The organism is Rhizobium sp. BK661, from assembly GCF_024808825.1.
GTDB lineage: Bacteria > Pseudomonadota > Alphaproteobacteria > Rhizobiales > Rhizobiaceae > Rhizobium.
On record NZ_JANTYT010000004.1, the window covers coordinates 134,600 to 159,437 of the forward strand.

General features: G+C 61.2%; 25 protein-coding genes and 1 riboswitch. Of the genes, 18 read left to right on the top strand and 7 right to left on the bottom strand.

Annotated features, from left to right (window positions below; genetic code table 11):
- Positions 1-159: 159 nt before the first annotated feature.
- Positions 160-557, top strand: a riboswitch (cobalamin riboswitch).
- A 129-nt stretch (positions 558-686) separates the two neighbouring features.
- Genes cobU through cobO form a run of 4 tightly spaced genes read left to right on the top strand, consistent with a single transcriptional unit; the run spans position 687 to position 6,688 of the window.
- Positions 687-1,211, top strand: a complete 525-nt coding sequence (cobU, locus tag FHX16_RS11345; protein ID WP_259128223.1) for a bifunctional adenosylcobinamide kinase/adenosylcobinamide-phosphate guanylyltransferase — start codon at positions 687-689, stop codon at positions 1,209-1,211.
- Between the two features lie 4 nt (positions 1,212-1,215).
- The gene (cobW, locus tag FHX16_RS11350; RefSeq protein ID WP_259128227.1) at positions 1,216-2,265 is read left to right on the top strand and encodes a cobalamin biosynthesis protein CobW; all 1,050 of its coding nucleotides are present in this window, start codon (positions 1,216-1,218) and stop codon (positions 2,263-2,265) included.
- A 9-nt stretch (positions 2,266-2,274) separates the two neighbouring features.
- Complete coding sequence (gene cobN / locus FHX16_RS11355) at positions 2,275-6,054, top strand: cobaltochelatase subunit CobN (RefSeq protein WP_183862850.1); 3,780 nt, start codon at positions 2,275-2,277, stop codon at positions 6,052-6,054.
- A gap of 1 nt (position 6,055) precedes the next feature.
- Entirely contained in the window at positions 6,056-6,688 is a 633-nt protein-coding gene (gene cobO, locus FHX16_RS11360; protein ID WP_113363901.1) for a cob(I)yrinic acid a,c-diamide adenosyltransferase, read from the top strand.
- Here cobO and FHX16_RS11365 read toward each other — a convergent pair whose 3' ends face one another.
- The 3 genes from FHX16_RS11365 to FHX16_RS11375 form a co-directional block, all read right to left on the bottom strand.
- Positions 6,689-7,504 carry a helix-turn-helix domain-containing protein gene (locus FHX16_RS11365; protein WP_183863032.1) on the bottom strand — a complete coding sequence of 272 codons (816 nt, stop codon included), beginning with the start codon at positions 7,502-7,504 and terminating at the stop codon, positions 6,689-6,691.
- A gap of 2 nt (positions 7,505-7,506) precedes the next feature.
- Entirely contained in the window at positions 7,507-7,872 is a 366-nt protein-coding gene (locus tag FHX16_RS11370; RefSeq protein WP_183862848.1) for a nuclear transport factor 2 family protein, read from the bottom strand.
- Between the two features lie 98 nt (positions 7,873-7,970).
- Positions 7,971-8,756, bottom strand: coding sequence for a TSUP family transporter (locus FHX16_RS11375; protein WP_183862845.1), 786 nt, complete (start codon positions 8,754-8,756; stop codon positions 7,971-7,973).
- A 58-nt stretch (positions 8,757-8,814) separates the two neighbouring features.
- On the opposite strand from FHX16_RS11375, the gene FHX16_RS11380 reads away from it, so the two are divergent.
- The 13 genes from FHX16_RS11380 (at position 8,815) to FHX16_RS11440 (ending at position 21,037) form a co-directional block, all read left to right on the top strand.
- Complete coding sequence (locus tag FHX16_RS11380; protein WP_210296704.1) at positions 8,815-9,273, top strand: cobalamin biosynthesis protein; 459 nt, start codon at positions 8,815-8,817, stop codon at positions 9,271-9,273.
- Between the two features lie 74 nt (positions 9,274-9,347).
- Positions 9,348-10,298 (top strand): nucleoside hydrolase, encoded by a 951-nt coding sequence (locus FHX16_RS11385; RefSeq protein ID WP_259128247.1) that lies wholly within the window; start codon positions 9,348-9,350, stop codon positions 10,296-10,298.
- Between the two features lie 149 nt (positions 10,299-10,447).
- On the top strand, positions 10,448-11,290 hold the full coding sequence (gene cobA / locus FHX16_RS11390; RefSeq protein WP_183863028.1) for a uroporphyrinogen-III C-methyltransferase: 843 nt from the start codon (positions 10,448-10,450) through the stop codon (positions 11,288-11,290).
- Entirely contained in the window at positions 11,287-12,594 is a 1,308-nt protein-coding gene (locus FHX16_RS11395; RefSeq protein ID WP_183862841.1) for a cobyrinate a,c-diamide synthase, read from the top strand. The genes cobA and FHX16_RS11395 overlap by 4 nt, the downstream gene beginning before the upstream one ends.
- Positions 12,591-13,592 carry a threonine-phosphate decarboxylase CobD gene (gene cobD, locus FHX16_RS11400; RefSeq protein ID WP_183862839.1) on the top strand — a complete coding sequence of 334 codons (1,002 nt, stop codon included), beginning with the start codon at positions 12,591-12,593 and terminating at the stop codon, positions 13,590-13,592. Before FHX16_RS11395 ends, cobD begins: the two co-directional genes overlap by 4 nt.
- The gene (gene cbiB / locus FHX16_RS11405) at positions 13,589-14,569 is read left to right on the top strand and encodes an adenosylcobinamide-phosphate synthase CbiB (protein ID WP_183862837.1); all 981 of its coding nucleotides are present in this window, start codon (positions 13,589-13,591) and stop codon (positions 14,567-14,569) included. Before cobD ends, cbiB begins: the two co-directional genes overlap by 4 nt.
- Before the next feature lie 171 nt (positions 14,570-14,740).
- The gene (locus FHX16_RS11410; RefSeq protein ID WP_007533215.1) at positions 14,741-15,019 is read left to right on the top strand and encodes an acyl carrier protein; all 279 of its coding nucleotides are present in this window, start codon (positions 14,741-14,743) and stop codon (positions 15,017-15,019) included.
- Positions 15,020-15,135: 116 nt separating this feature from the next.
- A complete protein-coding gene (locus FHX16_RS11415) occupies positions 15,136-15,618 on the top strand; it encodes a 3-hydroxyacyl-ACP dehydratase FabZ family protein (protein ID WP_183756311.1) in 483 nt (160 codons plus the stop codon).
- Positions 15,615-16,811 carry a beta-ketoacyl-ACP synthase gene (locus FHX16_RS11420; RefSeq protein ID WP_183862835.1) on the top strand — a complete coding sequence of 399 codons (1,197 nt, stop codon included), beginning with the start codon at positions 15,615-15,617 and terminating at the stop codon, positions 16,809-16,811. Before FHX16_RS11415 ends, FHX16_RS11420 begins: the two co-directional genes overlap by 4 nt.
- An 11-nt stretch (positions 16,812-16,822) precedes the next feature.
- Positions 16,823-18,109, top strand: a complete 1,287-nt coding sequence (locus FHX16_RS11425) for a beta-ketoacyl-ACP synthase (RefSeq protein ID WP_114712928.1) — start codon at positions 16,823-16,825, stop codon at positions 18,107-18,109.
- 54 nt (positions 18,110-18,163) lie between these two features.
- On the top strand, positions 18,164-19,192 hold the full coding sequence (locus FHX16_RS11430; RefSeq protein ID WP_183756313.1) for a zinc-binding dehydrogenase: 1,029 nt from the start codon (positions 18,164-18,166) through the stop codon (positions 19,190-19,192).
- A 4-nt stretch (positions 19,193-19,196) separates the two neighbouring features.
- Positions 19,197-20,132: a lipid A biosynthesis lauroyl acyltransferase gene (locus FHX16_RS11435; protein ID WP_183862833.1), complete on the top strand. Its 936-nt coding sequence runs from the start codon at positions 19,197-19,199 to the stop codon at positions 20,130-20,132.
- Positions 20,133-20,317: 185 nt separating this feature from the next.
- Positions 20,318-21,037 carry a PAS domain-containing protein gene (locus tag FHX16_RS11440; RefSeq protein WP_183862831.1) on the top strand — a complete coding sequence of 240 codons (720 nt, stop codon included), beginning with the start codon at positions 20,318-20,320 and terminating at the stop codon, positions 21,035-21,037.
- On the opposite strand, the gene FHX16_RS11445 is transcribed toward FHX16_RS11440, so the two are convergent.
- The 3 genes from FHX16_RS11445 to FHX16_RS11455 form a co-directional block, all read right to left on the bottom strand.
- The gene (locus FHX16_RS11445) at positions 21,038-21,391 is read right to left on the bottom strand and encodes a VOC family protein (protein WP_183862829.1); all 354 of its coding nucleotides are present in this window, start codon (positions 21,389-21,391) and stop codon (positions 21,038-21,040) included.
- 9 nt (positions 21,392-21,400) lie between these two features.
- Positions 21,401-21,799: an SRPBCC family protein gene (locus FHX16_RS11450; RefSeq protein ID WP_183862827.1), complete on the bottom strand. Its 399-nt coding sequence runs from the start codon at positions 21,797-21,799 to the stop codon at positions 21,401-21,403.
- Positions 21,800-21,868: 69 nt separating this feature from the next.
- The gene (locus tag FHX16_RS11455; protein WP_183862825.1) at positions 21,869-22,657 is read right to left on the bottom strand and encodes a DUF6597 domain-containing transcriptional factor; all 789 of its coding nucleotides are present in this window, start codon (positions 22,655-22,657) and stop codon (positions 21,869-21,871) included.
- 146 nt (positions 22,658-22,803) lie between these two features.
- Between FHX16_RS11455 and gndA the strand changes: the two genes are divergently transcribed.
- Positions 22,804-24,234 carry an NADP-dependent phosphogluconate dehydrogenase gene (gene gndA / locus FHX16_RS11460; protein ID WP_259128269.1) on the top strand — a complete coding sequence of 477 codons (1,431 nt, stop codon included), beginning with the start codon at positions 22,804-22,806 and terminating at the stop codon, positions 24,232-24,234.
- 45 nt (positions 24,235-24,279) lie between these two features.
- Here gndA and FHX16_RS11465 read toward each other — a convergent pair whose 3' ends face one another.
- On the bottom strand, positions 24,280-24,837 hold the full coding sequence (locus FHX16_RS11465; protein WP_183862820.1) for a cysteine hydrolase family protein: 558 nt from the start codon (positions 24,835-24,837) through the stop codon (positions 24,280-24,282).
- Position 24,838: the final 1 nt, after the last annotated feature.

The window sequence follows — 24,838 nt, forward strand, 5'->3', positions numbered from 1 at the left end:
GGCAAAAGACCGGCGATCGCAACAATAATTTGTGACGTAAGTAACTGATAAAAGACGATGAATTTGGTAGAGAAGGTCGTGTTGAGAGCGGGTCCGGCAGTATACCGTGCCGAGGCGCGCATCGGCTTCCGATTGACTTCACCAAGGGCCTTGCCTAACGATGAGTTCACAACGGATGGTTCCGGACCGGTTGAATCGGTGCGGATGAAAAGGGAATGTGAAGCGGTGGACCCAATCCGGGCACCGTCATCATAGCCGACCCCGCGACTGTAGAGCGGTCAGGGTTTTCCGTCCGGCGTTGTTTTCGCGTTGATGACAGCCTGCAATGGTGCAGGCGGGCGGCGCGGAGATGGCGACGGAAAAGTCACTGGCAGTGCATCATGATCAACCGGGGCAGGACGCCTCTTACGTCTACGAATCGTCCGCCTTTTCATGAAATGCAGCCGGGAAGGCGAGGAAAATCCGCTGGCACGATCTGGGGCGACCGGTTTCCGGTCCGCCCCGATCGCGGCCAAGACCCGCGAGCCAGGAGACCTGCCAACCGTGCCGGGCGAGAAGCCCATCCCTGGGCTTATGCCCGCTGCCAGCACGGAGGTTGTCATGGCTGAACAAAAGAGTTTTCGGCTGCGTCCAACAGCCATTCCGCTCCTTTGCGGCAGCGTCCCGCAGATCGGATATCATCTGCCATGAGCCCGATATCCTCCGGTGCGACCTTCGTCCTGGGCGGCGCGCGCTCGGGAAAATCACGTTTTGCCGAACAACTGGTCGCCTCAAGCGAGCTGGAGCGCCATTACGTGGCGACGGGCCGGGCCTGGGACGAGGAAATGCGCGCCCGGATCGACAAGCACAAGGCCGATCGTGGCGAGCTCTGGCACACCCATGAAGAGCCTCTTGATCTAGTCGGCTGCCTGCGAGCGATCGACGGCGAGGGGCGGGCGATCCTCGTCGATTGCCTGACGCTTTGGGTTACCAATCTGATGATGGAGGCGCGCGACATGGAGGCCGAGTTTGCTTCGCTTGCCGCGTATCTGGCGACAGCGCGTGCTCGGCTCGTCATCGTTTCCAACGAGGTCGGTCTCGGTATCGTTCCTGAGAACCGCATGGCGCGGGAGTTCCGCGATCACGCCGGTCGCTTGCATCAAATGATCGCGGCCGAGGCCGCGGATGTGTATTTTATCGCGGCAGGTCTGCCGCTGAAGATGAAGGGTTGAATTCATGAACCAGCAGAAAATTCCGGCGACCGTCATCACCGGCTTCCTCGGCGCCGGCAAGACGACGATGATCCGCAATCTGCTTTCCAACACGAACGGCAAGAAGATCGCGCTTATCATCAACGAGTTCGGCGATCTCGGCGTCGACGGCGACGTGCTGAAGGGCTGCGGCGCGGAGAACTGCACCGAGGATGACATTATCGAGCTGACCAACGGCTGCATCTGCTGCACGGTGGCCGACGACTTCATTCCGACGATGACCAAGCTTCTGGAGCGCGAGCAGCGCCCCGACCACATCGTCATCGAAACTTCCGGCCTGGCGCTGCCGCAGCCGCTCGTTGCCGCCTTCAACTGGCCTGATATCCGCACGCAGGTCACTGTCGATGGCGTGATTACTGTCGTCGACAGCGCCGCCGTTGCCGCCGGCCGCTTTGCCGATGATCACGATGCCGTCGAGGCTCGCCGCGTGGAAGACGAGTCGCTCGACCACGAGAGCCCGATCGAGGAGCTTTTCGAGGACCAGCTGACCTGCGCCGATCTGATCGTGCTCAACAAGACCGATCTTCTCGATGCCGACGGTCTTGGCCGCGTGCGCGATGAGGTCGCGTCGCGCATTGCCCGCAAGCCCGTCATGATCGAGGCGCGCAACGGCGAGGTTCCCGCGAGCGTGCTGCTCGGGCTCGGCGTTGGCACCGAAGGCGATGTGGTCAATCGCAAGTCTCATCATGAGCTCGAGCATGAGGATGGCGTTCCCCACGATCACGATGAGTTCGACAGCTTCGTGGTGGAACTCGGCGCTATTGCCGATCCGGCAGCCTTCGTAGATGCCCTGAAAGGCATCATCGGCGAGCATGACGTGCTGCGGCTCAAGGGATTCGTCGATGTCCCCGGCAAGCCGATGCGTCTGCAGTTGCAGGCAGTCGGCAGCCGTATCGACCACTATTTCGATCGCGCCTGGGCGCCTGGCGAAGCGCGCGGCACCCGTCTTGTTGTCATCGGTCTGCACGAAATGGACGAGGCAGCGGTGCGCAAGGCGATCGAAGCGCTGGCATAAGGCAGTCTAATGCATCTGCTTCTGGCACAGCAGGGAACGATCAGCGACGGCGAGGAGGCGATCGATCTCGGTCAGTCTCCCGGCGACGTCCTGTTCCTGTCAGCCGCCGATACCGAGCTTGCCGCGATCGCCGCCGCTTATGACGAAGCGGCGGCCGGCTTCTCGCTGCGGCTGGCAAGCCTGATGAGCCTCAAGCATCCGATGTCGGTCGATGCCTACATCGAGCGGACGGCCCGGCATGCGAAGCTGATCGTCGTGAGGGCGCTGGGTGGCGCCAGCTACTTTCACTATGCGCTGGAGGCGCTTCATGCCGCGGCGGCGCGATCCGGCGCGCTGATTGCGGTTTTACCGGGAGATTCTAAGCCGGATGCGGGTTTGACGCCGTTTTCGAATGTTCCGCTTGAGGATCTGAATGCGCTTTGGGCCTACCTGATCGAGGGTGGCGACGGCAATTCTCGGGCGTTTCTCGCCTATGCCGGTGCGATGTTGGCAGGAGCGGAGAAACCGGAAGCGGCATCGCCGCTGATGAAGGCCGGCATCTGGTGGCCGGGCAAGGGCGTGCTTGGCGTCGACGACTGGACAGCGGCTTGCGACGAGCGGCTTGGCGCTGCTTGGGAAAGCGGAGCCCCTACTGTAGCTATCAGTTTCTATCGCGCGCTCGTGCAGAGCGGTGAGACACGACCGGTCGAGGCCCTGGTCGACACGCTGCTGGCGGAAGGTATCCGGCCGCTGCCGGTATTCGCCTACAGTCTGAAGGATCCTGTGTCGAAGGGCATTCTGAAGAGCGTGTTTGATGTCATCAAGCCCGAGGTGGTGATCAACACGACTGGTTTCGCCGTGTCGGCGCCGGGCGCGGATCGCGAGCCGACCGTTCTCGAGGCCAACGACGCCGTCGTGCTGCAGGCGATCTTTTCGGCCTCGTCACGTGAGGCCTGGGCCGCGTCTTCGCAGGGGCTTTCGGCGCGCGATCTCGGCATGAACGTCGCGCTGCCCGAGGTGGACGGCCGCGTGCTGTCGCGTGCCGTCTCCTTCAAATCAGCCGCCCGCTACGATGCGAGGGTCGAGGTCAACATCGTCGGCAGCGAGCCCGACCTCGAGCGGATGCGCTATACCGCTCGACTTGCGGCCAATTGGGCGCAGCTGCGCACCACGGCCGCCGGCGAGCGGCGCATCGCGCTTGTCCTTGCGAATTATCCAAACCGTGACGGCAGGCTCGGCAATGGGGTCGGGCTGGACACCCCCGCAGGCACCGTTGAGGTGCTCAAAGCCATGTGCGCAGCCGGCTATTCGGTTGCAGACGTGCCTGACGATGGCGACGCGCTGATCCGGCGTCTCATGGAAGGGCCGACGAACTCCGGCAGCGACGGCAAGCTTATCCGCGAATCGCTTTCCTTGAGTCGTTACAAAGCTTTCTTCGAAAATCTTCCGAAAAAGATTCAGGATGAAATCGGCGCCCGCTGGGGTGCACCGGAGGCCGATCCCTATGTCGTGGATGGCGCCTTTGCGCTGCCGTTCATGCGGCTTGGCCAGGTGCTGGTCGGTATCCAGCCGGCGCGCGGCTACAACATCGATCCGAAGGAAAGCTACCATTCTCCGGATCTCGTCCCACCGCACGGTTATCTCGCCTTCTATGCCTTCCTTCGCCATGAGTTCGGCGCTCACGCCGTCATTCACATGGGCAAGCACGGCAATCTGGAATGGCTGCCCGGCAAGGCTCTGGCGCTGTCAGAGGAATGCTACCCGGAAGCCATCCTCGGCCCCATGCCGCATCTCTATCCCTTCATCGTCAACGATCCCGGCGAGGGAACGCAGGCGAAGCGCCGCGCCGGCGCGGTCATCATCGATCATCTGACGCCGCCGCTAACGCGCGCCGAGAGCTATGGACCGCTGAAGGATCTGGAGGCGCTGGTCGACGAATATTACGAGGCGTCGGGCGGCGATCCGCGCCGCATTCGGCTTCTCAGCAAGCAGATCCTCGAACTAGTGGCGGATATCGGCCTCGATCGCGATGCCGGCATCGACAAGGGAGAGAGCGAGACCGCGGCATTGAAGAAGCTCGATGCCTATCTCTGCGATCTCAAGGAGTTGCAGATCCGCGACGGCCTGCATGTCTTCGGCGTCTCGCCGCAGGGCCGGCTGCTGACGGATTTGACGGTGGCGCTGGCCAGGGTTCCGCGCGGGCTCGGGCAGGGCGGTGACCGCAGCCTTCAGCGTGCGATTGCCGCGGATCTGTGCTTGGAGTTCGACCCGCTCGACTGCGACATGGCCGGAGTTTGGAGCGGGCCACTGCCCGGTATTCTTGCAAGAGTCACGGATGCCACATGGCGGACGAACGGCGACACCGTCGAGCGGATCGAACTGCTTGCGGCACGGCTGGTCGCCGGCGAGTTTGGTTGCCTGGAAAGTTGGGAGGCCACCCGCACGGTTCTCGCGGAGATCGAAACGCGGCTCAAGCCTGCCGTTCTCGCCTGCGGGACGGCTGAGATCGAAGGCCTGCTTCGAGGGCTCGACGGCCGTTTCGTGGCGCCGGGACCATCCGGGGCTCCGACGCGGGGCCGACCGGACGTGCTGCCGACCGGACGAAATTTCTACTCGGTCGACAGCCGGGCCGTGCCGACGCCGGCGGCCTATGAGCTCGGGAAAAAGTCCGCGGAACTGCTGGTCCGCCGTTACGTGCAGGATCACGGCGAATGGCCGGTCTCCTTCGGCCTGACGGCCTGGGGCACCTCGAACATGCGCACTGGCGGCGACGATATCGCCCAGGCGCTCGCCCTGATCGGTGTGAAGCCGGTGTGGGACATGACCTCGCGGCGCGTCACCGGCTATGAAATCATTCCGCCGGCGCTGCTGCGTCGGCCGCGTGTCGATGTGACGCTGCGTATCTCCGGCTTCTTCCGGGACGCCTTTCCAGAACAGATCGCGCTGTTCGATAAGGCAATCCGCGCCGTCGGGGCGCTGGAAGAAGATGCTGCGGACAATCCGATTGCCGAGCGCATGCGCGGTGAAGCAGCCCGACTTGAAGCCGCTGGACTGGATGCAGCGCAGGCTGACCGCCGGGCCGGCTATCGAATTTTCGGCTCGAAGCCAGGCGCTTACGGTGCCGGTCTGCAGGCGCTGATCGACGAAAAGGGATGGGAGCGTCGCGCCGATCTGGCCGAGGCCTACCTTGTCTGGGGAAGCTACGCTTATGGCGCTGGCGAAGAGGGTCGGGCGGAGCGCGGTGTCTTCGAAGAACGGCTGCGCTCGATCCAGGCAGTCGTGCAGAACCAGGACAATCGCGAACACGACCTTCTCGACAGCGACGATTATTACCAGTTCGAGGGCGGGATGGCGGCTGCGGCCGAAACGCTGGCGGGCGATCGGCCATCGATCTATCACAACGACCATTCGAGGCCGGAGAAGCCGGTGATCCGTTCGCTGGAGGAAGAGATCGGTCGCGTCGTGCGTGGCCGCGTCGTCAATCCGAAGTGGATCGATGGCGTCATGCGCCATGGCTACAAGGGTGCCTTCGAGATTGCCGCGACCGTCGATTACCTCTTTGCCTTTGCGGCAACCACGGGCGCCGTTGGCAACCATCACTTCGAAGCCGTGTACCAGGCTTTCGTGGTGGATGCTGAGGTCCGCGATTTCATGATCGAGAAGAATCCCGCCGCCTTCGCCGACATGAAGGAGCGGCTGCTGGAAGCGATCGATCGCCGCCTCTGGACGCCGCGCAGCAATTCCGCGCGGTTCGACCTTTCAGACACATTCGGCTTGCATCAGGGCAAGCTTGTATCCGGGGAACATTGAGATGACCGACGAAACCACCGAAGCCGCTGGCCACGACGACGCCCGCCACGCCGAGAAGATGGCGAAGAAGAAGGCTGCCCGCGACAAGATCATGGCCTCAAAGACCGATGAGAAGGGCCTTATCATTGTCCATACCGGCAAGGGCAAGGGCAAGTCTTCGTCCGCCTTCGGGATGATCTTCCGGCACATCGCGCATGGCAAGCCTTCGGCCGTCGTGCAGTTCATCAAGGGTGCGATGTGGACTGGCGAGCGCGACCTGATCGAAAAGCACTTCTCCGACATCTGCCAGTTCCACACCATGGGCGAGGGCTTCACTTGGGAGACGCAGGATCGCGCCCGCGATGTGGCAGCGGCCGGTGCCGCCTGGGAGAAGGCGAAAGAGTTGATCCGCGACGAGCGCAATTCCATGGTGCTGCTCGACGAGATCAACATCGCACTTCGATATGATTACCTCGACATCAATGAGGTGGTGGAATTCCTGAAGAACGAGAAGCCGTATATGACTCATGTCGTCCTGACCGGCCGCAACGCCAAGGACGAACTGATCGAGATCGCTGATCTCGTGACCGAGATGGAGCTGATCAAGCATCCGTTCCGCTCGGGTATCAAGGGGCAACCGGGCGTCGAGTTCTGATCAAAGCGCCTGGGAGCTTGCGCTCTTTGCAATTTGCATGAGTATCGTCGCCGTCTGCTCGTTGGCGGGGAAGAAGGATTCGATCGCAAGTTCGGAGAGCGTCACGTCCACGGGCGTGCCGAAAACGGTGGTTGTCGACAGGAGCGAGAGCAAACCTGCTTCTGTTTCCAGTTCGAGCGGGACGGCGATACCGGCATAGTCGGCGTTCCTGCTCATCTCCGCGCGGCCGCAGCAGACCGGGTAAGCGGATAATTCCTTCAGCAATTCGCCGAGGATTGGATCACCTGTAACCGAAATCTGCTGGTGCAGGCGCTCGAGGAGATGGGCCCGCCATTCCAGCAGGTTGGCGATCTTCGGGGCCAAGCCGTCGGGATGCAAGCTGAGACGGAGGACGTTGATGGGGCCGTCCAGCAAAGTACGATTTGCGATGCCGGCAAGAAGCGGGGCGATGGCGTCATTGGCGGCAATCAACGTCCAGTGGCGGTCGATCGCAAGGGCGGGATAGGGCTCGTGTGCCTTGAGGAGCATGTCGACTGCCTGCCGCGCCGGTTTGAGCGCCGGATCATCGAGCGAGCGCTCGGAAAACAGCGGCGCAAAACCGGCGGCAAGCAGCATTGGATTGCGATCGCGCAGCGGCACGCCGAGCCGTTCGGCCAGATGCAGCAGCATGTCCCGGCTGGGGATCGACCGCCCGCTCTCGATGAAGCTCAGATGTCTCTGCGAGATTTCGGCCTCGAGCGCGAGGTCGAGCTGGCTCATTCGGCGCTTCTGCCGCCAGTCGCGGAGATAGTCTCCAAGGGAGCGGGCGGGTGTCATCATCACGCGGCTTCCGGAAGCTGATCGATGAAGCCGTGTACGGTCTTCAGCCGCCCACCTTCGAGCACTGCAAAATCAGTGCCTTTTATGAGGTGCTCGGCGCCCGTCGGTCCGAGGCCCCATGAAAAACGTAGATTGTCGCCATACCCATCGGCCGCACCGAGAAGTTCAAACCGGAAACCCGGGAAGCGTGCATGCACGGCTTCAACAAGCGCGCTGATCTGGTCGTGGCCTACGCCGCGCATCAAGGGATCGATGTAGGTGCCGGCCTCATGCCAGCTTTCCGTGATCAACGCGCTGCGGCGGGCCGCCTCCGTCTCGTTCCAGATCGCGATGTAGCGTTGGGCTAGGGTGTTCGCATCGGTCATTGCATCATCTCCTGTTGACGCCCGGTTCGTCCAGGCATCGCGATCATGGAGAAGCGACGGCGCCCCTTCAATTACGCCGGAGGTAATCGGACGCGGCGTCAGATTTCAAGCCAAACGCGGATTGGATTGGCCGGATCGGCGAGAAGCTTGATCGTGAAGGCGATGCAGACAAGAACCAGCAGAGGCTTGATCAGACGCGCGCCAGTGCGCATCGCGAGCCGCGAGCCTAGCTGCGCGCCCAGGAACTGGCAGACGCCCATCATCAGCCCGATCTTCCAGATGATCGCCCCGAAGGAAATAAAGACAACGAGGGCGCCGACATTGGAGCCGAAGTTCAGGAGTTTGGTGTGCGCCGTTGCCTTTAGCATGCCGAAGCCGGCAAGAGACACGAAGGACAGCATGAAGAACGATCCGGTGCCCGGACCAAAGACACCGTCGTAGAATCCAATGGCCGGCACCAGCGTCAGACCGAACACAAAGGGCGAGATGCGGCGGTGCTTGTCGACATCACCGAGGTTCGGCTTCAACGCAAAATAGAGCGCGATTGCCACCAGAAGGACCGGCATGATCGCTCGAAGGACATCTCCCGGTACAATTGTTGCCAAGGCGGCGCCGAGCGAGCCGCCGAGAACCGCCATCAGCGCCATCGGCAGCTGCGTGCGCAGGTGAACATGTCCCTTCCGGGCATAGGCGATCGTCGCGGAAGCTGCCCCAAATACCGACTGCACCTTGTTGGTGCCCAACGTCTGCAGCGGTGGGATGCCTGCGATCAACATCGCCGGGACGGTAATCAAGCCTCCGCCACCGGCGATGGAATCGACAAAGCCAGCGAAAAACCCGGCTGCGGCCAGCATGAAGACGAGATGAGGGGCAAGATCGGACAAGGAGGAAACTCTGGACTACGGTATGCGGCGCATGTTGCATTTCCGGCTCTGTGCTGCAATGGCTTGGTGGACACAGGGGCAGGTTTCATTGTCGCACGTGACTGGAAATGTATTCGACGGGTCGCGCCGGTATGTGCTCGGTCTCGGCTGCGAGCGTGGAACACCGGTAGACGAGGTGACTGAGCTTGCCAATGCCGCGCTGGCGTCGGCGGGCATCGGCCCGGGTGAATTGGCAGCCGTTGCCTCCATTGATACGCGTGGCAACGAGCGCGCGATCCGTGAAATAGCCCATGACCTCGCAGTCCCGTTTCTGACCTTCGCTGCGGTGCGGCTCGAGGAGGAAACGCCGAGGCTGAAAAATCCTTCAGCGATTGTTTTTGCCAGGGTGGGGTGCCACGGGGTCGCCGAATCCGCTGCGCTTGCGGCGATCGGACCGAACGGGGAGCTTGTTGTTCCGAAGATCAAGTCGCCGCGCGCAACGGCAGCGATTGCGTGCGCCCTGTTGCAGAAAGATTAGCGGACGTTATGGTGACCGCCGACTTCGCGGCGCCGTCCGGCTGCCCTGCGACAATAACGAAAAGAGGCACACTCATGCACAAGGTCATTTATGACACGGATCCGGGCGTCGATGATGCAATGGCTCTGCTCTTCCTGCACCGCCATCCCGAGATCGATCTGATCGGAATCACCACCGTCTTCGGCAACGCATCGGTTGAGACGACGACGCGCAACGCGCTGTTCCTCAAGCGCGAATGGAACATTCCGGCGCCGGTCGCCAAGGGGGCCAGCGTGACCGTGGATCCGACGCGCGAGGAAAGGACGTGGCCGACCTTCGTGCATGGCGAGAACGGCCTCGGAAACATCGAGGTGCCTGAAACCGTCGATCTGCCGCTCGACCCACGGCCTGCTCATCGCTTCATCATTGATACGGTCCGCGCCAATCCCGGCGAGGTCAGGCTGGTTGCCGTCGGTCGCATGACCAACCTCGCGATGGCGATCAAGGAAGATCCGGAGATCGCCGGCCTCGTGAAGGATGTCGTCATCATGGGCGGCAACTTCTATGTCCCCGGCAATGTGTCGCCGGTCGCCGAAGCCAACATCCACGGCGATCCCGAGGCCGCCGACATCGTTCTGACGGCACCCTGGAAGGTTGCCGTCATTGGCCTCGACGTAACCGCGATCACGACGATGAGCCGCGGCTACCTTGCCGACATTGCGGCCAAGGGCGACGGCGCCGTCAAGCTGCTGAACGACCTCTCGCAGGATTACATCGACTTTTACAAGCATGCGGTCGAAGACGGCATGATGGTTCACGACAGCTGCGCATGCGTCTACGTCGTCGCGCCCGAGCTGTTCTCGATCGTCAGCGGTCCCGTTCGGGTTGTCTGCGGCGGGATTGCCGACGGACAGACGATCGTGAAGCCGGACGGTCGCCGCTTCCCGCCGGGTGATTGGGATGGCCTGCCAAGCCAGGTGGTCTGCACCGGCATCGAATCTGAGAAGGTCATCGGTCTGATACGCGATACCCTGCTGCGGACCTGAGGATTGGCTCTCGTCACGCGGGCTTCCGAGCGCGAATCGCAAATAAAGATTGCCCGCGATGGAACGGTCGGAGCAGGTGTGCGCTCACATCTCGCGCCTGCCCGATCAGCGGCGTTGACCTTGCCAGCGGTGGGGCATAGATCATGCCAATGATCGAAGCTGCGTTTTCACATCTGCCGGCTCTTGAGCCGGGCAGCGTCTGGCTTGTTGGTGCAGGGCCGGGCGAGCCTGGGCTGCTGACGCTTCTCGCGGCCAAGGGCTTGGCGGAGGCGGACGTCGTGGTCCACGATGCACTAGTGAACGCCGACTGCCTCAAGCTCGCTAGGCCAGACGCCTTGCTGGAATATGCGGGAAAGCGAGGTGGCAAGCCGTCTGCCAAGCAGCGCGATATTTCGCTTCGGCTTGTCGAACTCGCCCGTGCCGGTAAGCGCGTCCTCCGTCTCAAGGGCGGCGATCCCTTTGTCTTCGGTCGTGGCGGCGAGGAAGCGCTGACGCTGGTCGAGCACAACATTCCGTTTCGCATCGTTCCGGGCATCACCGCCGGGATCGGCGGGCTGGCTTATGCCGGCATTCCGGTCACCCACCGCGATGTCAACCATGCGGTGACATTCCTGACAGGGCACGACTCCTCGGGGATCGTGCCGGACGCCATCAATTGGGAAGCGATCGGAAAAGGCTCGCCGGTGATCGTCATGTACATGGCGATGAAGCATATCGCTCAGATCAGCAGGAACCTGATTGCCGCGGGGCGTTCTCCGACAGAGCCGGTCGCTTTCGTCTGCAACGCGTCGACCGGTGACCAGCAGGTGCTTGAAACCATACTTGCTGAGGCTCCTTCGGCTGTTGCTGCCTCCGGCCTTGAGCCACCGGCGATCGTCGTTGTCGGGGAGGTCGTGCGGCTGCGGCAGTCGCTTGATTGGCTGGGTGCACTCGCAGGACGCAGGTTGCGCCCTGATCCGTTTCGGGACTCGAACAGCAGGGAGACGGCATGAGCGGTTTGTTGATTGCGGCTCCTTCCTCCGGATCGGGGAAGACGACGGTGACGCTGGGGTTGCTGCGCGCGCTTCGCAAACGCGGTGTTGCGATCGCGCCCGGCAAGGCGGGCCCAGATTATATCGACCCGGCGTTTCACGCTGCGGCAAGTGGTGTTGCCTGTCTCAACTTCGATCCGTGGGCGATGCGGCCGGAATTGATCTCCGCCAATGCGACCCTGCATCGCTCCGGAGACCGCATTCTCATCATCGAAGCGATGATGGGGCTCTTCGATGGTGCGACCGACGGCAAGGGGACCGCGGCCGATCTCGCAGCCATGCTCGGCCTTTCCGTCGTGCTTGTCGTCGATGCCTCGCATATGTCGCAGTCGGTGGCGGCGCTGGTGACAGGATTTGCGGGTTTCCGCGCCGATGTCCGCATCGCAGGCGTGATCCTCAACAAGGTTGGTGGCGATCGTCACGAGATGATGCTTCGCGGGGCGCTCGAAGCGATCCGTATGCCGATCGTTGCCGTCGTCCGCCGGGACAATGAGATCGCCCTGCCTGAGAGACATCTCGGGCTTGTTCAGGCGGGAGAGCACCAGACGCTCGAGAGCTTCATAGAGCATGCGGCGGATGCCGTATCGGAAGAATGCAATTTCGAGTTTCTGCTGCGCATTGCGCGGCAAGGCCTGAACCGTCCATCCACCGCGAACATTGCGCGGCTACCGCCGCTCGGTAGTAAGATTGCGGTCGCCCGCGACATCGCCTTTGCCTTCTCTTATGAACATATGTTGCTCGGCTGGCGCCGACGCGGCGCGGAGATCTCATTCTTCTCACCGCTTGCCGATGAGGGGCCGGATCCGACGACTGACGCAATCTATCTTCCGGGCGGCTATCCCGAACTGCATCCCGGGCGGATCGCCGCTGCGCGCAATTTCCGGGCAAGGCTTCTCGATGCCGCGGCTAAGGACGTGCGGATCTACGGCGAGTGCGGCGGATACATGGTTCTCGGCGAAGGCTTGATAGACGGAGCCGGCAAGCGCCACGAGATGCTCGGCCTCCTGCCAGTCGTCACAAGCTACGAGGAGCGCAAGCGGCACCTCGGCTATCGACGCGTGACGCCGTTGAACTCGCCCTACTTCGAAAAAGCCATGACGGCGCACGAGTTTCACTATTCGGCCGTGGTTTCCGAAGGCAAGGCCGATCGGCTTTTCCAGGTGACGGATGCCTTGGGCAACGACCTCGGGCAAGCAGGCCTCCAGCGTGGCCAGATTGCTGGATCCTATATGCATCTCATCGACGTTGCCGAGGGGACAAGATGAACACCCCGATCGTTCACGGGGGCGGGATAACGGCTGCAGCTGTCATGTATGGCGGCGAGTTGGAGCAGTGGCTCGATCTCTCCACAGGGATTAACCCGTGCCCCGTTCCGCTGCCCGATGTCCCGATGCGCGCATGGCATCGTCTGCCGGACAGGTATCTAGTCGATCGGGCGCGCGCTGCGGCGCGGAGCTATTATCGCAGCGGCGAGATTTTGCCGCTCCCCGTTCCGGGCACGCAATCGGTGATCCAGCTGTTGCCGCGGCTCCTCGAGGTTGCCGGGAGGGTCGCGATTCTCGGGCCGACCTACGGTGAATATGAGCGCGCCTTCAGGATGGCGGGCTGCTCCGTTGATTTGGTCACCCGCTTGGATGACGTCGAAACCGAGCACGCAGTTATCGTCATCGCCAATCCGAACAATCCCACCGGTCGTGCCTATGCTCCGGAGGAACTTGTCGCATTCAGCAAGGAAGTGCACGCTAGGGGAGCTTTTGTCGTCCTGGATGAAGCCTTCGGCGACACATGCCCCGAGCTGAGCTTGGTGCCCTTTGTGGCACAGCTACCGAATGTTCTCATCTGTCGTTCGTTCGGCAAGTTTTTCGGGCTGGCGGGATTGCGCCTGGGATTTGTCGTGGCCGTGGTGCCAATTCTGCGACGGCTCGAAGAACTGCAAGGGCCCTGGGCGGTATCGGGGCCCGCGCTTTCGATCGCAACAGAGTTGTTTGCATCGGATGTCACCGCAATACAGCGTCGGCTGTCGGAAAGGGCCGGCGTGTTGCGCAGAACTCTCGAAGAAGGCGGCCTACAGGTCATCGGCGGGACCGATCTGTTTGCGCTTGTCGACGATGAGCAGGCAGGCGAGTTGCACCAGCATCTTTGCCGGAATCACATTCTGGTCCGCAAATTCGACTATGAGCCGCGATGGTTGCGCTTCGGTCTTGCCGCCGATGTAGCTGGCGACCAGCGGCTGTCCAATGCACTGCAGAGTTTCAGACCATGACGCTTGACCATAATCTCCTCGTGCTGGTTCTGGCCCTTTTGCTTGACCGGATCGTCGGTGATCCGGATGCGCTGTGGATGCGGCTGCAGCATCCAGTCGTGCTGTTTGGAAATGCGATCTCGCGCATCGACCGGATGTTCAATCGGGAAGAGCTTCACAAACGCGTGCGCCGGCGTAATGGGGTCTGGTCGATTGTCGGCCTCCTGAGCGTGAGTGCCGTTGCCGGCGCCGTGTTGCACTGGGTCTTCTCGCTGTTCGGTGTGGCCGGGATACTTTTGGAGGTTATGTGCGTTGCCGTCTTCATGGCGCAAAAAAGCCTTGCCGACCACGTGGGAGCTGTTGCGGCCGGTCTGAAAAACGGTGGCCTGGATGGTGGCCGGCAGGCGGTTTCGCGAATTGTCGGGCGTGACCCGGAAACATTGGACGAGCCCGCCGTCTGCCGCGCCGCGATCGAGAGTCTGGCGGAGAATTTCTCGGATGGCGTCGTTGCGCCTGCTTTGTGGTATGCCGTGTTCGGCTTGCCCGGCCTATTTGCCTACAAGATGCTGAACACGGCGGATTCGATGATCGGCCACAAGTCCGAGCGATACGCCGATTTCGGTTGGGCTGCGGCGCGTCTGGACGATTTCGCCAATTGGCCGGCGGCACGCTTTTCGATTCTCCTTATCGCAGCCGGGGCCTGGTTGCGGCGAGGGCGAACCGCCTGCCAGGAGGCCCTTCGCATTGCTGCGCGCGACGGTGGCCTCCACCGCTCGCCGAATTCCGGGCGACCGGAAGCAGCAATGGCCGGCGCGCTGGATGTACAGCTTGCCGGGCCACGAGTTTACTCCGGCATCGTTGTCATGGAGCCGATGATCAACGGCAGTGGGCGTGAAACGGCAACTGTCGCCGATATCGAGGATGGCATCTCTGTCTTCTATGCCAGCTGTTCAATGCTTGCTGGGGCGGCCCTAGTTCTTTTCCTCCTGCTGCTCTAGGCGCAGGCAAGCTGTGTTGCCAACGCGCTTGGTGGCAAGCGGCTCGTTATGCTTTGCTGTTTAAGCAACACTGGTCCTGCAAATTGCGTGCCGGGACGGCGGAAAGCATTGGCTTTTTGAAATGGATTTGCCTATGAGGAGGGTTAAATCGTCATTTCAAGAGGTAAAGGCGTGACCGCTACATTCGATAAAGTTGCCGACATCATTGCAGAAACCAGCGAGATCGATCGCGATACGATCAAGCCGGAGAGCCATACGATCGACGACCTCGGTATCGACAGCCTCGACTTCCTCGATATCGTCTTCGCCATCGACAAGGAATTCGGCATCAAGATCCCGCTCGAGAAGTGGACGCAGGAAGTCAACGAAGGCAAGGTTTCCACGGAAGAATATTTCGTGCTGAAGAACCTCTGTGCCAAGATCGACGAGCTGCGCGCCGCCAAGGCCTGATTCGGCACCGTCATCTTTTTCTCCCGCCCTGCCGCTGTTAACCATGGCGGCCGGGCGGTTTTGTTCCTAAGTAGGCCTAGCCGCGGGGCAAGGTGTCCTTGTGGCCGGAGGATTCGATGCTACTGGAATACTTCCAGATGATTGACCGCATCGAGGCGGTCGACCTTCAGAAGGGGACGCTGAGGGCGCGCTCCGTCGTGCCGGCGAAGAGCCCGGTCTTCGAAGGTCATTTTCCCGGTATGCCCCTGGTTCCCGGCGTGCTGCTGATCGAAACGATGGCGCAAGCATCGGGCATGCTCGTGCTCGCAGCCACTGATTTTGCTGCCATGCCTTTCCTGATGTCCGTCGACGGCGCCAAGATGCGTACCTTCGTGGAGCCGGAAGCTGTGCTTGATATCGAGGCGCTTTTGGAGCACGACGGCTCGGGATTTGCCGTAACCAAGGCGAAGATCACAAGCGCCGGCAAAAAGGTTTGCGATGCGCAATTGAAGTTGCGGACCATGCCTTTCAGCGAGGTTCCGCTGGGAGATATCGTCAAGAAGCGTGCCGGTGAAGTCGGCCTGATGGATGCGATCGCTGCGCAGGGAGTGAATGGATGAGTAAGGCTCAGAATGATGTCGTGATTACAGGCGTCGGCATTGTCACCTGCCAGGGCGTCGGCAAGGAGCCGCATGTTGCGTTGCTCAACGCCGAAGGCGCGCCGCAGACGATTGTCGAGCTTGATAAATTCAGGCCTTACCCGGTCCATCCTTTGCCGGAGATCGACTGGTCGCAACAGATCGCCAAGCGTGGCGATCAGCGGCAGATGGAAAACTGGCAGCGGATCGGTGTTTTTGCAGCCGGCCTCGCGCTGGATGATGCCGGCTTCAAGGATAATGCGGACGCCTGCGGCACCATGGACATGATCGTCGCTGCCGGTGGTGGCGAGCGCGACATCAATGTCGATACGTTGATCGTAGACGAGGGCCTGAAGCGTAATGACCGCGAAGCTCTCCTGAACGAGAAGTTGACGACGGAACTGCGGCCGACCCTGTTTCTGGCCCAGCTTTCGAACCTGCTCGCAGGCAACATTTCCATCGTCCACAAGGTCACCGGTTCCTCGAGAACCTTCATGGGCGAGGAGTCCGCCGGCATTTCCGCCGTCGAGACAGCCTTCCATCGCATCAGGTCGGGTGAATCGACCCACGCGCTGGTGGGCGGCGCCTATTCAGCCGAGCGCCTGGATATGGTGCTCCTGTTCGAAGCCATCAACGTCTACTGCCGCGACGAATGGCAGCCACTCTGGTCTCGCGATCATGGCGGCGTCATTTCCGGTTCGCTGGGTGCGTTTCTGGTGCTTGAGTCGCGCGCGCATGCCGAAGCACGCGGCGCGCGCATCTACGCGTCGATCACGTCGATCGAAGGCGACCGCGGCAACCGCAATGCCGGTAACCTCGAGAAACGCCTCGAGCGCTTGCTTGAAAACGCGTCCGGCCTGTCGCCGGAAAGCACAGCGATCTTCTCAGGCTCGACCGGTATTCCCGATCTGGCCACCCGCGAGCGATCCGTCCTCGAGCGTCATCTGCCGGGTGCCGCTGTCCGCGGTTTCGGCGGTATCACTGGCCACGGCCTTGAGGCGCATTTCACGCTTGGCTTGGCGCTGGGAGCATTGGCCGTCGATAGCAAGGCGAAGGTTCCGGTCTTTGATCCGAGCCACGAGAAGCCGATGGCAGCCGCGACCAAGGCAGCGATCGTTACCACCGTCGGTCACCAACGCGGCGAAGGCGTCGCGGTTCTTTCCGCGGAAGCGTGAGGAGTGTGCAAATGAAAGATTCGGCTTACAAGGATCACCTCGGCCGTCCGATCGTCGCAGTGACGGGTGTCGGTATCATTACTTCGCTGGGGCAGGGCCTGAAGGACAACTGGGCGGCACTCACCGCCGGTACCTCCGGCATTCACGCCATCGAGCGCTTTCCGACCGAGGGACTGTCGACCCGCATCGCCGGCACCGTCGACTTTATCGACATTCCGGTCGCCAATGCCGTGGAGCGGTCTTACGCATTCGCGCGTGAAACGACGATCGAAGCGCTGGCCGATGCTGGCATCAGTGGCGATTTCGACGGTCCGCTATTTCTCGCGGCGCCGCCGATCGAACCGGAATGGAGCGCACGCTTCGATCTCGCCGACCGTTCGCCGCCGGCCGATCATGCCGGGGATGCCTACGACCGGTTCCTGGCTGCCATGCGCCAGCGTCCGGATGCGGCTTTCCACGAGGCATCGTTGTTCGGAGCGATTTCCGAGCGCCTGGCCGACCGCTTCGGCACACGCGGCCTGCCGGTCACACTGTCGACGGCCTGCGCGTCTGGCGCGACTGCCATCCAGCTCGGAATAGAAGCGATCCGCCAAGGGCGCACGTCGCGGGCGCTTGCGGTCGCGACCGATGGTTCTGTAAGCGCAGAGGCACTGATCCGCTTCTCGCTGCTTTCGGCGCTCTCCACCCAGAACGATCCGCCGACCAAGGCTTCCAAGCCCTTCAGCAAGGATCGCGACGGCTTCGTCATCGCCGAAGGTGCTGCTACGCTGGTGCTGGAGTCGCTGGAGGCGGCGGTAGCGCGTGGCGCCAAGATTCTCGGCATCATGAAGGGGGCCGGCGAAAAGGCCGACTCCTTCCATCGTACACGTTCATCGCCTGATGGCGGACCCGCGATCGCGACGATCCGCGCGGCGCTGGCCGACGCTGGCATGGGTGAGGGCGACATCGGCTACATCAACGCCCACGGCACTTCGACACCAGAGAACGACAAGATGGAATATGCCTCCATGCTGGCTGTGTTCGGCGAGCGGATGGCGTCCATTCCGTTGTCGTCGAACAAGTCGATGATCGGCCACACTCTGACGGCTGCAGGCGCGGTGGAAGCGGTGTTCTCGCTCCAGACGATGCTGACCGGCACGCTACCGCCGACGATCAACTACACAAACCCCGATCCATCGATCGTTATCGACGTGGTGCCAAACAAGAAGCGGGAAAGCCAGGTCAACGCCGTGCTTTCCAACTCCTTCGGCTTCGGCGGGCAGAATGCCAGCCTTGTCATGGCGCTCGAACCGGCTTAATCGGTTCCCGACAAAACATCGAGATAGAACGCCTTCGCGGCGAAGGACTTTGCCATGCGCGCTTTGCAACTGATTGACGATCGCAAGCTTGAGATCACCGACCTTCCGGAACCGGATGCGCCCGGCCCGGGCGAGGTTACGCTGCGTGTCAAGGCCGTTGCCCTCAATCACATCGATGTCTGGGGCTGGCGCGGCATGGCGTTTGCTAAGCGCAAGATGCCGCTGGTGATCGGCGCGGAAGCTGCAGGCGTTGTGGAAACGATCGGGCCTGGCGTTGCCAACGTCCTGCCAGGCCAGCTTGTATCGATCTATGGCGCCCGCACCTGCGGTCTCTGCCGTCCGTGCAGCGAGGGACGCGACAATCTCTGTGAGCATGTCTCCGGCGTTCACGGCTTCCACCTTGACGGATTCGCCCAGGAAAAGGTGAACCTGCCGGCGCGCCTGCTGGTTCCTGCTCCTCCGGGCGTTGACGCGATTGGCGCCGCACTCGCTCCGGTAACCTTCGGAACGGTTGAGCACATGCTGTTCGACAACGCCAAGCTGGAGCCGGGCGAAACCATCCTAGTTCATGCGGGTGGTTCCGGCATTGGCACGGCGGCGATTCAGCTCGCCAAGAAGATCGGCTGCACTGTCATCACGACTGTCGGCTCCGACGACAAGATCGAGAAGGCCAAGGCACTCGGCGCGGATCACGTCATCAACTACCGCACGGACCGCTTCGAAGGCGTCGTTCGCAAGCTGACCAAGAAGAAGGGCGTCGACGTCGTTTTCGAGCACGTCGGCAAGGACACCTGGGCAGGCTCAATGCTGTCGATGAAGCGCGGCGGCCGCCTCGTGACCTGCGGCTCGACGTCCGGCGTTTCCACCGACATGAACCTGATGATGCTCTTCCAGCAGCAGCTGAAGCTGCTCGGCTCGTTCGGTTGCCGCATGGAGAACATGGCGAACGCCATGCAAAAAATGGGGCGCGGACTGGTGCATCCTGTCATCGATACTGAAGTCCGATTCGATGACATCGATCGGGCATTGGAGCGCATGGAATCGCGTCAGATCTTCGGCAAGATCATCCTCAAGATGGATTGAGCCCTTGAAGCTCTTCATCACTAAGATCGTGCTGGCTCTCATCCACTTTCGCCAGTGGTTGATCGCCCAGGCGATGTTCGGTTTCCTGAACTTCCTGAAGCTGTTCCCGGCTGACGGTGCGATCAACTTCGCGGATTGGCTGACCCGCAAGCTCGGTCCGCGCACGAAACGTCACCGGCTGATGCTGACCAATCTCCGCAATGCCTTTCCCGAAAAGGGCGATGCTGAGATTGAGGAGATTGCCTTAGCGAGCTGGGGCAACATGGGGCGGCTTGCTGCAGAGTACGTGTTCCTCGACCGACTGTTTGATTTCGAGTATCAACGCGAAGAGCCAGGCCGGGTTGAAGTCTCGGGGATACCGATCTTCATCGACCTACTCGAAAATCCGCGTCCCTTTATCGTATTCACGGGGCATACCGGCAATTTCGAACTCTTGCCGGTGGCCGGTGCGGCGTTCGGTCTCTATGTGTCCGTCCTTTTCCGGCCACCGAACAATCCCTATGTCGCGCAGAAAGTCTTCGACTTTCGCAGCGCCCGCATGGGCAAGCTGGTCCCATCTCACGCTGGTTCGTCGTTTGCGCTGGCCCGGCAGCTTGAAGCGGGGCAGGGCGTCGGCGTGCTGGTTGACCAGAAGTTCGGCAAGGGACTGAATACAAAGTTCTTCGGCCTCGACGTAAAGACCAATCCGCTGCTTGGAAAGCTGGTCCGGCAGTTCAACTGCGACGTTTATCCGGCACGCTGCATTCGGCTTCCGGGAAATCGCTATCGGCTGGAGATAGAGCCGAAGCTTGAGATGCCGCGGGATGCCAACGGCAATCTCGACATGGTCGCGACTGCGCAGCTCCTGAACGACAAGGTGGAAAGCTGGGTTCGAGAATATCCTGAGCAATGGCTTTGGTATCACGACCGCTGGAAGATAAAGCACGACGTCCTGAAGTAAACGCTCTGGCGATCCCTACATCTTGTCATTGAAAAACAGTGATATGCGTTCATTGAATGTGAACGAGCGTCATGTTACCAATTTCCATCAAGGCGAGTGGCCGGACACCGGCGGCTTCAACTTGCGTGATGCAAAGCTCGGCCGATCTCGGTGGCATTCTTTTAGAGGATGTATTTGGAGGCGTCTTGCTGGGACTTTTTCGGGCGTTTTCGTTGTGTTGTGCGCAAATCGACGCGGCCATCGCTGCGGGGGATGATCTGCGCGTAAGCGTACTCGATTGCTCGGTCGAGCCACTTGTCGATGCGATCCTTGCGCATCCCGCAACTACAGTTCTCGAAGTTCACATGCAGCTCGAATTTGTTGGCTGCCTTATCGAGCAGTATGCCGAAGACAGCGAGTCCGTGCGCGGCTATGTCGGATTGCTCTCGTCCTTGATGGACAAGTATTTCGGTAGTGCGACGCCGCGGTGGCGGATGCCTCCGGTGGAACGGCTGCCTGTCGCCGATCCCTTCGCATTTACGCCGAATGTCGACAACGGCAACTTCTTGAACGCTGCAATCCTCGATGCAATGCCGGACCGCGTCGCCGTGCTGACGCGAGACTATCGCTACCTCTATTCCAACACCGTGAACTCGGCATATCTCGGCCGGAAGCCGATCGACATGATTGGGCGTCATCTGATCGAGTTCATCGGCGAAAAGCGCTTCTACGAGGGGCCGAAGGCGAAGCTCGACGAATGTTTCGCCGGACGTGGCAGCGATTATGCGTACGAGCGTCGCGACGGCGCCACCATGAGGACTGTTCGTTGCCGTATGTCACCGCTTCGCGATTCGTCGGGAAGCGTCATTGGAGCTCTGATCGTTCTACAGCACGCTGGAGCGACAGCGTCCACCGTCGCGGCGTGATCAGCTCTTCGTCCAGACGGCGAGTTCATACCCATCCGGATCACTGAAGTGAAACCGGCGTCCGCCGGGGAATCCGGTGATCGGCTTCACTATGGTTCCGCCGGCGCTTTCCACACTTGAAAGGGCGGCTTCAAGATCGTCAGCATAGAGGACGATGAGAGCTCCACCGGGCCGCGGAGTGCCCAATGTCGTAAAGCCGCCTTTGAGCCGTCCATCATCGAATTCGCAGTATTCCGAGCCGTAGTCGGTAAAGGACCAGCCGAAAGCCTTGCCGTAGAACGCTTTCGAAGCCTCGATGTTGTTGACATTGAATTCGACGTAATCGATGCGTCGGTTGTCCGTTGGTGTGGCCATGATTTCCCCCTATGCTTCCATCAATGCCTTCAGTGCCGCCAGATCTTTCGCGATATGGGCGGCATCGGCCTCGAACTGCTCATCGGTCATGCCAGGGATGCGTAACAACGTGAACATGATCTCGCAGCCGTCGCCATTCGGCACGATGCGGAGCGCGTTGTAGACCCGCAAGCCGCTCTCGATCGTCACGGTATGATCGATGACGCCGAACTCGTTGTGCGGGACGAAACTGACGTTGACTGCACCGAGTGTGCCGGTCGCAATCCAGTCATCTCCACTGAGTTCGAGCCCGGACGCCAAGCCCGACGCCCACAGCGGCATGTTTTCAGGGGCCGCGGCGAAGGCATAGACATCACGCCAGTTCCGGTCGATGGAGCGGTGGACGATCTTTGCGGTCATCGTAGACATGGCGCTTTCCTGCGTGGTTCTAAATGGAAATAGCAGAATGTCCGTTTTCGTATTGAAGAAAACGGACGTTCAACCGGCCAATTGCTGCTGGAGCTGCATTGGCGTCAGTGTCGAAATTTCGCGCGCATCGCGGGTCATGTGAGCCTGATCCGCATAGCCAGCCGCTGCGGCCAGTTCCGCGAGTGGGAGGGCCTTCGGACTTCGACATAGACCGAGCATTCCCTGAAAGCGGCGAATTCGAGCGAGCATTTTCGGCCCATAGCCGAAATGGGTATGGCAGCGCCGGCGAAGCTGGCGGGCGCCGATCGAGAGTTCGTCGAGCATCGCATCGGCGAGGCTCCCTGATTGTGACAGGTCGCTCGCTCGCGTAAATACCGATGCCATGTCACTGGCTGGTGCCGTATGTCTGGTGGCCGCCTGCTCAAGTGCGGTCTTCAACTGCAGCAGGCGTTCGTACGGTTCCGCACAGCCTCCCAGCCGTTCATTCAATCGTAGCGCCGCTGCGCCCCAAAAATTCTCCAGAGGAATGGATTGGCCGACAATCTCGCAGAGTGGCACCCGGAGCCAGTCGGCGGCTGCGCCCGGGGCGAACCGAGCCCCCACGATCCTTTCTCCGCCGGCAATCGATGGGAAGGCACTACTCCGGTCAGGCCCCGCGACCACAAGTCTGCCACCCATCCAGACGATGTCGCAGTAGCCGTCCGGCACAATGGCAATCCTGTGCTCGGGGCCGTCGTGGATATCGTGTGACCACAGGCAGTGAAAATGAGCTGCAAGCACGGGCGTCGGCGCATACTCCCTATACCAACCGGCGCGTGACGCCAAAACGGCGGCCTCCTGTGCTGCTGTGCGGCTCATCGTTCCCATTCCTGTGATGCTACGAGGGAATATGGCTTAGTTTGGAATGCCGGCAATACGAGGCCAATTCGAAGGCGAATCGAACTTGCCGTTTGAGCCAGAGAGTGCCACAACACCGGTCCAAATTGACTCATCGGAGGTGTATCGTGGAAAAGGCAGAAATCGGGCTGATCGGCCTTGCCGTCATGGGTTCCAACCTGGCGCTCAACATTGCGGAAAAAGGCAACAAGATTGCTGTTTTCAACCGTACTCCTGAGAAAACGGATGAGTTCTACGAAAGCGCCGGCGATCTGAAGAAGCAGATCATTCCCTGCAAGACGATCGAAGAGTTCGTCGAGGCGATCCGCCCGCCACGCCCGATCATCATCATGATCAAGGCCGGCGAGGCCGTCGACCAGCAGATGGAGGCGCTGCGGCCGCACCTTACCAAGGGCGACATCATGATCGATGCCGGCAACGCCAATTTCCGCGACACGATCGCCCGTTTCGATCGCCTGAAGAACACCGACCTGACCTTCATTGGCATGGGCGTCTCGGGTGGCGAGGAAGGTGCGCGTCATGGTCCTTCAATCATGGTCGGCGGCACCGAAGACTCCTGGAAGCGCGTCGAGAAGGTGCTGACCTCGATTGCCGCCAAGTACAATGATGATCCGTGCGTCGCCTGGCTCGGCAATGACGGTGCCGGCCACTTCGTCAAGACGATCCACAACGGCATCGAATATGCCGATATGCAGATGATCGCTGAAATCTACGGCATCCTGCGCGACGGGCTTGGCAAGAGCGCCAAGGACATCAGTGGTATCTTCGGCGAATGGAACAAGGGTCGCCTGAACTCCTACCTGATCGAGATCTCCGAGAAGGTGCTGGCCGCCAGCGATCCGGTCTCCGGCGGCCCGATGGTCGACATGATCCTCGACAAGGCGGGTCAGAAGGGTACCGGCAAATGGTCGGCCATCGAAGCCCAGAATATGGGCATCCCGGCCACCGCAATCGAAGCGGCTGTCGCCGCTCGCAGCCTGTCATCGATGAAGACCGAGCGCGAGGCGGCCGAGAAGATCTTCGGCAAGCCGGAATACAAGTTCCCGATCGCCTACGGTCCGGACCTCGACAAGGATCTCGAATTGGCGCTTTTCGCCGCCAAGATCGGTGCCTACGCGCAGGGCTTTGCGGTGATGGCGGAAGCCTCGCGCGAGTTCAACTGGTCGCTGCCGATGCCTGTCATCGCCAAGATCTGGCGTGCCGGCTGCATCATCCGCTCGCAGTTCCTCGACGAGATCACCTCGGCCTTCACCAAGGCTCCGGATGCGGCCAACCTGATCGTGACGCCGGCCTTCTCCGAGATGGTGAAGGAATCGCTGCCGGCCCTGCGGCGTGTGGTCGGTGCTGCTCTGCAGGCTGGGCTGCCGGTTCCGGCGCTGACCTCGGCTTTGACCTACTTCGATGCCTATCGCCAGGGCCGCGGCACCGCCAACCTGATCCAGGCACAGCGCGACTTCTTCGGCGCCCATGGCTTCGACCGCCTCGACGGCAAGAACTTCCACCACGGCCCATGGGGCAGTGGTGCGGCCACATTCTAAGTTTGCTGAGAGTTGCCAGCCGGGATCGCCCGGCTGGCAATCGCATCAGAAGCGGATGTCCTCGATCGGACGAACCAGGATACGGGCGCTGCCAGCATCGAAATCGTCTAGGGTTTCGTTATGGTGCGCGACGATGTCGGCGAAGTTCAGCGTGTCCGAGTCGGCTGTCGTGTGCCCATCGGCAACAAGCGTGACATTGTAGCCCAGCGACACCGCACGCCTGACCGTCGTGTCCACGCAGAACTGGGTCATGCAGCCGCCGACGATGAGATGCGTGACGTTTCGCTCTGCCAACCTGTCGGCGAGATCCGTTTCGAAAAACGAGTCCGAGCTCTTCTTGTGAACAACCATGTCGCCATTGACTGGCGAAAGTTCTGGTCGGATCGCCCAGCCGTCAGTGCCGACAGCCAGCCGATGGCCGGGATCGCCGTCGTGCTGCACGAGGACAACGGGTGCGCCGACTCGGTGGGCTTCGGCACGCAACGACTGCAGGCGTGAAACGGTTTCGTTCAGCGCTGCATCGATGATGGGTTGACGGTCGGGACTGCTCTTTCCCGCAAGAATGGCGTTTTGAACGTCAATGATCAGCAGTGCCGTGGTCATG